9 protein-coding genes are annotated in these 8860 nt (G+C 57.1%); all 9 read left to right on the forward strand.

What is annotated here, in order from left to right; genetic code table 11:
* The first annotated feature begins 277 nt into the window (after positions 1-277).
* Positions 278-514, forward strand: a complete 237-nt coding sequence (locus QVO43_RS06870) for a FeoA family protein (protein ID WP_022487798.1) — start codon at positions 278-280, stop codon at positions 512-514.
* Positions 507-2588 (forward strand): ferrous iron transport protein B, encoded by a 2082-nt coding sequence (gene feoB / locus QVO43_RS06875; protein WP_022487799.1) that lies wholly within the window; start codon positions 507-509, stop codon positions 2586-2588. The genes QVO43_RS06870 and feoB overlap by 8 nt, the downstream gene beginning before the upstream one ends.
* Before the next feature lie 147 nt (positions 2589-2735).
* Positions 2736-2954 (forward strand): cation transporter, encoded by a 219-nt coding sequence (locus QVO43_RS06880; RefSeq protein WP_022487800.1) that lies wholly within the window; start codon positions 2736-2738, stop codon positions 2952-2954.
* A gap of 35 nt (positions 2955-2989) precedes the next feature.
* Positions 2990-4900, forward strand: coding sequence for a heavy metal translocating P-type ATPase (locus QVO43_RS06885; protein ID WP_022487801.1), 1911 nt, complete (start codon positions 2990-2992; stop codon positions 4898-4900).
* A gap of 252 nt (positions 4901-5152) precedes the next feature.
* Positions 5153-5623, forward strand: a complete 471-nt coding sequence (locus QVO43_RS06890; RefSeq protein ID WP_022487802.1) for a hypothetical protein — start codon at positions 5153-5155, stop codon at positions 5621-5623.
* Between the two features lie 109 nt (positions 5624-5732).
* Positions 5733-6461, forward strand: a complete 729-nt coding sequence (locus QVO43_RS06895; RefSeq protein ID WP_022487803.1) for an N-acetylmuramoyl-L-alanine amidase — start codon at positions 5733-5735, stop codon at positions 6459-6461.
* Positions 6458-7336, forward strand: coding sequence for a serine hydrolase (locus QVO43_RS06900; RefSeq protein WP_022487804.1), 879 nt, complete (start codon positions 6458-6460; stop codon positions 7334-7336). The genes QVO43_RS06895 and QVO43_RS06900 overlap by 4 nt, the downstream gene beginning before the upstream one ends.
* A 96-nt stretch (positions 7337-7432) precedes the next feature.
* Complete coding sequence (locus QVO43_RS06905) at positions 7433-8362, forward strand: LysR family transcriptional regulator (protein WP_022487805.1); 930 nt, start codon at positions 7433-7435, stop codon at positions 8360-8362.
* A gap of 138 nt (positions 8363-8500) precedes the next feature.
* Positions 8501-8860 (forward strand): MFS transporter (locus QVO43_RS06910; protein WP_288174692.1); only part of this gene is annotated, 360 nt, incomplete at its 3' end.

Genomic DNA, 8860 nt, shown 5'->3' on the forward strand with positions numbered 1-8860 from the left:
CACCGCCACGATCGGAGATTCGGCAGGGATGGGGGAAAACGGTTTTCATCGTCCCTGTGCCGATCCCGTCCAATCAATAGCACGAAAACCCTTGACCCCAACGGTGTAGGGGATTCCCGCAGGGAAGCCCGTCCCGGCCGCCCCTCCCCCTGTGGACAATACCCGGGTAATTGATTATAATTACAAATGCGGTTAGTTATGCATAAAGGGATACGGGCCTTCAGTTACTGGGCAGTTTCCTTTACCGCTGAATTTACTTACAGGGGGAAAACAGAACATGCTTTTAAAGGATTTGCAGACAGGGGAGTCTGCAGTCGTTACTCAGATCGATCTGCCGTTCCAGATTGAACGGCGGCTCCAGGCCCTGGGGATGACCTTGGGGACCCGGATCCATTGCATCACCCGGAAGGGAAAGGGGATTATGGTGATCCTGCTCCGGGGCACCCGGTTTGCCCTGGGCTACAACATGACCCGGAACATTACCGTGGACAAGGTGGAGGTGGACCATGACTGATATGCAGCAGCCTGAAAAGCATCTCCACGATGCCCAGAACCTGACCATCGGATTCATCGGGAACCCCAACTGCGGGAAGACCACCCTGTTCAATGCCTTTACCGGCGCCAACCTGAAGGTGGCCAACTGGCCCGGGGTCACCGTGGAAAAGGTGGAAGGGGCCATACGGCGCCACAACATGAACATCCACCTGGTGGATCTGCCCGGCACCTACAGCCTCACCTCCTATACCATGGAAGAAATCGTTTCCCGGGACTTCATCCTCAGTGACGAAGTGGATGTGATCATCAACGTGGTGGATGCGTCCGCCCTGGAACGGAGCCTGTATCTGACCCTCCAGCTTTTGGAACTGGGGAAGCCGGTGGTTATGGCCCTCAATATGATGGACATTGTGGAAAAACGGGGGATGGAAATCGACCTGCACCGGCTGCCGGAAATGCTGGGAATCCCGGTGATCCCTGTTTCCGCCCGGAAGCGCCGGGGTCTGGACGTGCTGCTCCATGCGGCCATCCATCACCGGGACGCCAAACACACGGACCCGCTGATCCACGACCACAAGGCCGTGGGGGCCCACCGGCTGGACCACAAAATGTACGCCATGGTCTATTCCGATCCCATTGAGGACCGGATCGACCAATTGATCGCGGAACTGGAAGTGAAATATCCGGACATCATCAATCCCCGGTGGCATGCCATCAAGCTGCTGGAACAGGACCAGGAAGTGCTGAAAAAACACCCGGTGGACCGGCCGGATATCCTGGACCAGAACTACGAAACCCGGATCATCCGGGAAAAATATGATTTCATTGAAGAAATCATCCACGAAGTGCTGCTCCACAAGGAAGAAAGCGACAAGCTGACGGACCGGCTGGACAAGGTGCTGACGGACCGGTTCTGGGGGATCCCCGTGTTCCTGCTGATCATGGCGGTGGTGTTCTTCCTGACCTTTACCGTAGGGGACTGGCTGAAGGGGTATATGGAAGACTTCATCGGCTGGTTCGGAGACGGACTGGAAGGGCTGCTCACCGCCTGGTCCGTCAGCGATGCCCTGAAATCCCTGATCATCGACGGGGTCCTGGGGGGCGTGGGGACCATTGTCACCTTCCTGCCCAATATCCTGATCCTGTTTTTGACACTGGGTTTCCTGGAAGATTCCGGGTATATGGCCCGGGTGGCCTATGTAATGGAAGACGTGATGAGCCGTCTGGGGCTGTCGGGGAAGGCCTTCATCCCCATGCTCCTGGGCTTTGGGTGCACGGTGCCGGCTGTGATGGCATCTCGGGCCCTGGAACATAAGCGGGACCGGTACAAGGTGATGCTGGTGACGCCTTTTATGAGCTGCAACGCCCGGCTCACCATCTATATCCTGTTTGCAGAGATGTTCTTCGGCAGCCATGCCATGGTAGTGGCCTATTCCATGTACCTGATCGGGCTGGCGGTGGCCATCCTGGTGGCTCTGGTGCTCCATGGCATTGAAAAGGCCCAGCACCGCCAGACGGAAGACTTCCTGCTCATCGAGCTGCCGGAATACAAGCTGCCGGATATGCATACTGTGGGCATTTACATGTGGGAAAAGGTGAAGAGTTACCTGGAAAAGGCCGGGACCACCATTTTCGTGGCCACCATCCTGATCTGGTTCCTGCTGAACTTCGGCCCCAGCGGCTACACCACCGATGCAGGAGAAAGCTTCGGCGCCATTATGGGCCATGTGCTGGTGCCGGTTTTCCGGCCCATCGGCCTGGGCTTCTGGCAGATCTGTCTGGCTCTTCTGGCCGGGATTTCCGCCAAGGAAGTGGTGGTTTCCAGCTGTGCCGTGCTCTTTGGCATTACCAACGCAAGCTCTGGAGCGGGCATGGCGGAATTTGCCGCTGACCTGGAATCCATTGGGTTCACCAGCCTCAACGCCCTGTGCCTGATGATCTTCTGCCTGCTGTACGTGCCCTGTGCGGCGGCGCTGGCTACCATCCACAAGGAAAGCGGCAGCTGGAAATGGACGGCTTTTGAAGCCTTCTTCCAGCTGGCAACGGCCTGGATCGTTACCTTTGTGGCCTACCATCTGCTGAGCATTTTGTAAACAAATAAACAGTTATTGAATTATAAGCAAGAGAAAGAAGAAAAATTCCCCTTTCTCTTGCTTATTTTTTTGGTTTGTGGTATAAATAAGTCAGAAAAACGATTAAACGATTGTTTAATCGTTAGACAAGAGCAAGGAGGAAGAATCATGAAAAAGAGTTATAAAGTGGAAGTGGACTGTGCCAATTGTGCGGCCAAGATGGAAGAAGCGGTGAAGGCCACTCCGGGAGTCCAGGATGCGGTGCTGAACTTTATGTTGCTGAGGCTGAAGGTGACCTTTGCAGAGGGGGCGGATCCGGCGGAAGTCATGGGCCGTTGCCAGGCGGCTGTGGCCAAACTGGATGACGATTGCAAGATTTACTGTTAAAGAATGGCTGAATGGATACCGGAGAGGATGGGAATATGGAACAGGAAAACAAGATCATGATCGGCCGGATCGCCGCCGCCTTTGTGCTGACGGTGGCCGGGGCCTTTCTGCCGGATGCCTGGAGCGGGGAAGGGGTGGACCTGGAATACCGCTTTCTCCACCTGCTGCCCTATCTGGCGGCCTATCTGACTGTGGCCTGGGACATCCTGCTGAAGGCGGCGAAAAATATCCGGAAGGGCCAGGTGCTGGATGAGAACTTTCTGATGGCGGTGGCCAGCCTGGGGGCCTTCGGTCTGGGCATCTACCAGAACGGGGACTATGCAGAAGCGGTGGCCGTCATGCTGTTCTACCAGGTGGGGGAACTGTTCGAAGACTATGCCGTGGACAAAAGCCGCCGGAACATCAGCGAACTGATGGATATCCGTCCCGACTATGCCAATGTGGAGCGGGACGGGAAACTGGTCCGGGTGGACCCGGATGATGTGGCCATCGGCACCCGGATCATCGTCCAGCCCGGGGAAAAAGTCCCCATTGACGGCCGGGTGGTGGAAGGCCGGTCCAGTCTGGATACGGCGGCTCTCACCGGGGAAAGCCTTCCCCGGGAAGCGGCCCCTGGGGATGAAGTGATCAGCGGCTGCATCAACCTCAGCGGGGTGCTGACCATAGAGACCACCAAAGAGTTCGGGGAATCCACCGTATCCAGGATTTTGGACCTGGTGGAAGACGCCAGCTCCCGGAAAGCGAAATCTGAAGTGTTCATCACCAAATTCGCCCGGGTCTATACCCCGGCGGTATGCAGCGCGGCACTGGCCCTGTTCCTGCTGCCTCCTCTGGTGCGGATGGCCCTGGGCATGGCGCCTCTGTGGCACATGTGGCTGTACCGGAGCCTACTGTTTTTGGTGGTCAGCTGTCCCTGCGCCCTGGTGCTGTCCATTCCTCTCAGCTTCTTTGCGGGGATCGGGGGCGCCAGCCGGCAGGGGATCCTGATCAAGGGATCCAACTATATGGAAACCCTGGCCCATACGGCCTATGTGGTGATGGACAAGACCGGGACCCTGACCCAGGGGGTGTTTGAAGTTTCCGCCGTCCATCACAACAAACTGGAAGAAAAAAAAGTGCTGGAAATGGCGGCCCTGGCGGAATGTGCCTCCAGCCATCCCATCAGCAAAAGCCTCCAGCAGGCCTACGGCAAACCCATCGACAGGAGCCGGGTGACGGATATCCAGGAATACGGGGGTAAAGGGGTGGTGGCCCGGGTGGACGGCCATACCGTGGCCGCCGGGAACGCCAAACTCATGGAAATGCTCCACATTCCCTATGTGAACTGCCATATGGTGGGGACCCTGGTCCATGTGGCCATCGACGGGGCATACCATGGACACATCCTGATCGCCGACCGGATCAAGGACCATGCCGTGGAAGCCGTCCGGACCCTGAAAGCCAACGGGGTGAAAAAGGTGATCATGCTCACCGGGGATGAGAAACGGACGGCGGAAGCGGTGGCCAAAGAGCTGGGCATCGACGAAGTCCGCAGCGAGCTGCTGCCCCAGGGAAAGGTGGAACAGGTGGAAGAGCTGATCCGCCGGAAAGAGCCCAAGGAGAAAGTGGCCTTTGTAGGGGACGGGATCAACGACGCCCCGGTGCTGTCCCTGGCGGATGTGGGGATTGCCATGGGGGCCCTGGGCAGCGATGCGGCCATTGAAGCGGCAGATGTGGTGCTCATGGACGACGACCCGCTGAAAATCAGCAAAGCCATCCGGATCGCCCGGAAATGCGTGGGTATCGTGTACCAGAACATCGTGTTCGCCATCGGCATCAAGGTCATCAGCCTGGTTCTGGGGGCTCTGGGGTTCATCAACATGTGGTTCGCCATCTTCGCCGATACCGGAGTCCTGATCCTCTGCGTGCTGAATTCCATGCGGTGTCTGTTTGGGGGGAAAAAGTGAAAAAAGAGTACTGCACATGGGAAAATCGGACATGTGCAGTACTTTTTTTGTCAACAGTCAGCCAATCACGTCCAACAGATCGAACGAGAGGATTCGCCCCCAACGGCGTAGGGGCTACCCGGAGGGGAGCCCGTCCCGGCCGCCCAGGGGGCCTTGCTTCTGCTCTTTTCTAAAAAACAGTTGTAAATTGCCATATAATTATGATAAAATGGTTATCAATAATAATTCTCAAAAACACGGAGGATGGACCAGATGAAAAAATGGACAATTGCAGGTCTTACGACACTTTTGACACTGGCTGCTTCGGCCGCATTGGCATCGGTACCCCAGAAATCCCTGTACCTGGGCGGCATTGGCTATGGGACCGGGGAATCCTATGTCCGGCAGATATACGGCACCCCCACGGAAACGGAACAGGAACATTCCTCTTCCCATCCAGCCGGATCGGTGGTGGAATACGAATATGGGGATGGGGTATCCATCCATCTGGCGGAAGGAGCCGTCTATCATATAGAAGTGTCCGCCAACAACGGCTGGGCAACCCCGGAAGGAATCCGTGTGGGCATGGACGCTTCCGTCCTGGAGGAGACCTACGGAAAACCGGACAAGGTCCGTGGGGATAAAATCATCTACCAGGCGGCCGGAATGCCCGGGGTGGGTCTGATCTTTAAAATCGAAAAAGGAAAAATCGACGAAATCGAAATCGGTCCTGTCGGACAGTGAAAAATTCCGTTTGGCAAAGGGATGTTGCGGGAGCAATGTCCCTTTCTTTTTGAACGGACTGGAAGAAAAAACAATTGAGGAGTACAATGGACGGAAAGGAGGAGAGCCCATGAACAAGAAAAAACGGGCCGGGCAGGCCCTTGCGCTGGCGGGAGTACTGGTCCTGGCCATCTGCCCTGGGAGCCCGGTCCAGGGAAAATACGCCGGGGCGGAACCGTCAGCCCGGGCCGCCAGGGTACAGGAAACCCTCACGCCCGCCAGACCGGCCATGGTGGTCCGTCCCCTTGCCTTTACGGACCTGCGCCGCCGGCTGATGAGGGACTATGCCCGGATCCACTACGGCCGGGAAATGGAAACCATTGTGCCCCAGGCGGTGGTGGTCCACTGGACGGCGTCCAATTCCCGGGACGGGGTGTACCGGTATTTTTACAACGAGGAAAATCCCCGGCTGAAAAACGGCACTTTGAATGTGGCCTCCCACTACCTGGTAGACCGGGACGGCACCATCTGGCAGCTGACCCCGGAAACCGCTCTGAACCGCCATGCCATCGGCCTGAACTGGTGCTCCATCGGTATTGAGAACGTAGGCGGTGTGGAGGGCCGGGAAGACCTGACCCAGGCCCAGATGGAAGCCAATGTACGGCTGATCCGGTATCTTCGGGGCAAATACCCCACTATCCAGTGGGTACTGGGCCATTATCAGCAGGACCTGGCCCGGCATACCTCTTTATGGAAAGAAAACATATCTGGCTATTATCACGGCAAAACCGACCCGGGGCCCCGTTTCATGGGGGGCCTGAAGGCGCGGCTGGCCGGAGAAGGAGTGAAGTTCTTTTGAAACCATTGAACAAGGGAATGGGCCTGGTACTGGCAGGCCTTCTTCTGCTGCCCGGGGTGGGAATGCCCCGTACCGCCCAGGCCAGTGCACCGGCGGCTTCCGCCAGGGCTGCTCTCAGCCCCCGGATGCAGAAAATCGGCAGGATCATCCAGGCGGCCGGCCCTGCCCAGGTGTACTTCACCAATCTGTCCACCAACCAGAGCCTGTACCGGGGCAGTGAGACCATGACCGCTGCCAGCATGATCAAAGTCTTCATCCTGGCCAAAGCCTATGAAGACATCCAGAACGGCAGCCTGAGCCGGAATGAAACCTTCACCCTTACCCCGGACAATGTAGTGGGCGGGGCAGGGGTCCTCCAGGGACGGGGGTACGGCAGCAAAGTGTCCCTCCAGGAGGCCCTGGAACTGATGATTACCGAAAGTGACAACACTGCCGCCAACCTGCTCATCGACCGGCTGGGCATGGACCGGATCAACGCCTATATGCAGCGCCATGGGTACACCCACAGTGTCCTCCGCCGGAAGATGATGGATACAGAAGCCATGGCGGCCGGCAGGGAGAACCTGACCAGCACCAGGGACATCGCTCTGCTGTTCAAACGGCTGTATCAGGGGAAATGCGTGAGCCCGGCCCAGGACCGGGAAATGCTGGCAATTTACAAACGTCAGACCGACAACGACAGCATCCCCGGGGATCTGCCCCGGGGAACGGTGGTGGCCCACAAGACGGGAGAAGTCAACGACCTTCGCCACGACGGGGGCATCGTGTATACCCCCAACGGGGATTATGTACTGGTGATCTTCACCCGGAACTACACCCCCTACGAAACCATGGCAGATCTGTCGGAGAAGATTTATCAGGCGGTTGTAGAATAAGGAGAGACTGGGCACGCCCTTACCCATTACCCTCTTAACCACCTCTCCTCAATCTGTTATAATAAGAACAACTTATACCACAACGGAGAGATTGCCATGCCTGGAGATTTACCGACCATTGCCCAAATGGAATGCTTCATTATATACGGACGGGTGGGGAACTTTGCCCGGGCGGCCCGGGAGGCCCATATTACCCAATCCGCCTTCAGCGCCCAGATCAAGAACCTGGAGACTGCCCTGGGGATCCCCCTGATCCACCGGTCCAAACGGGGGAGCCAGCTGACGGAGGAAGGAAAGGTCTTCCTGGCCCGGGTGACGGAATGGATGGACGGGCTGCGGAAAATCGTCTATGACACCCGGTCAGTGGCAGAATCCCAGCCGGTGGAGCTGAATGTGGGGATCCTCCGGTCCCTGGGGGACATCCACATGAACCGGCACATTGCCCATTTCCGCCAGACCAACCCCAGCCTTCGGTTCAACGTGTTTGATCTGCCCACCTACCAGATCCACCAGGCTCTTACCGAGGGCCGGCTGGACGTGGTTTCCACCTATTTTGTGAAAGAATCCCTGCCGGACCGGGAACCGGCGAATGCCTATGAAGTGATCCACTTCTGTACGGACAATCTGGTGTATTATGCACCCCTCCTGCCGGTGGGAGACTTTCCCCTTACCCGGAGCCAGCTGCTCAGCCGGCCTCTGGTGCTGTATCCTACCAGCTATTTCATGAACCAGATCTACCAGGACTATTTTGCCGGCACAAACCGGGAACCCATGATTTCCGCCCGGCTGTCCACTCCCTATGCCATGATCCACTACTGCCAGGAAAACGGGGCAGGGGCCCTGCTGCCGGAACGGCTGCTGAGGACCCTGGGCCATCACAACGGCTGGCATGAACTCCAGCTGCCCCTGAAGGCGGAAGGGTACCTGATCTACCGGAAGAACAATCCCAAACTTCCTCTGATCCGCCCTTATGTGGAACAGGTGCTGGCCAGTTTTGCCCAGAAGCCCGGGGAACCCATCGTTTGAAACGAACAGACTGGATGTAATCGCTTTTTCCGATTACATCCATCTTTTTTATCCGCTACACAAATCACCGGCAGCCTCGTATAATCGGAACCATAGAAAAATTCCGTGATTCCAATAAGAAAGGTCGCTGATTTGTCCATGTCTGCAAAACCCCGTCTGTGGACCAGAGGATTCGTCCTGGATACCCTGGTCAATTTCCTGATTTACATCATCTATTACATGCTAATGGTGATCATTGCTTCGGAAGCCATCCATTCCCTCCATGCCACCGTCAGTGAAGCCGGTCTGGCGGCCGGGATCTTCGTGCTGGGGACCCTGGTGGCCCGGCTGTTTGCGGGCCGGTCCGTGGAACTGTACGGCCGGAAGAAAATGCTCTATGCCGGGATCCTGTTCTTCCTGGTGACCACCTGTATGTACTTCCTCATCGATTCTCTGGCCATCATGTACATCGTCCGGTTCCTGAGCGGGGTGGGCTACGGCATTGCCTCCACGGCCACC

Source organism: Acidaminococcus sp. CAG:542, assembly GCF_000437815.1.
Lineage (GTDB): Bacteria > Bacillota > Negativicutes > Acidaminococcales > Acidaminococcaceae > Acidaminococcus.

Bases quoted from the DNA above. Each gene is read 5' to 3' on its own strand.
- QVO43_RS06880 (WP_022487800.1), top strand. From the start codon at position 2,736: ATGAAAAAGAGTTATAAAGTGGAAGTGGACTGTGCCAATTGTGCGGCC.
- QVO43_RS06870 (WP_022487798.1), top strand. From the start codon at position 278: ATGCTTTTAAAGGATTTGCAGACAGGGGAGTCTGCAGTCGTTACTCAG.
- feoB (WP_022487799.1), top strand. From the start codon at position 507: ATGACTGATATGCAGCAGCCTGAAAAGCATCTCCACGATGCCCAGAAC.
- QVO43_RS06890 (WP_022487802.1), top strand. From the start codon at position 5,153: ATGAAAAAATGGACAATTGCAGGTCTTACGACACTTTTGACACTGGCT.
- QVO43_RS06905 (WP_022487805.1), top strand. From the start codon at position 7,433: ATGCCTGGAGATTTACCGACCATTGCCCAAATGGAATGCTTCATTATA.
- QVO43_RS06895 (WP_022487803.1), top strand. From the start codon at position 5,733: ATGAACAAGAAAAAACGGGCCGGGCAGGCCCTTGCGCTGGCGGGAGTA.
- QVO43_RS06885 (WP_022487801.1), top strand. From the start codon at position 2,990: ATGGAACAGGAAAACAAGATCATGATCGGCCGGATCGCCGCCGCCTTT.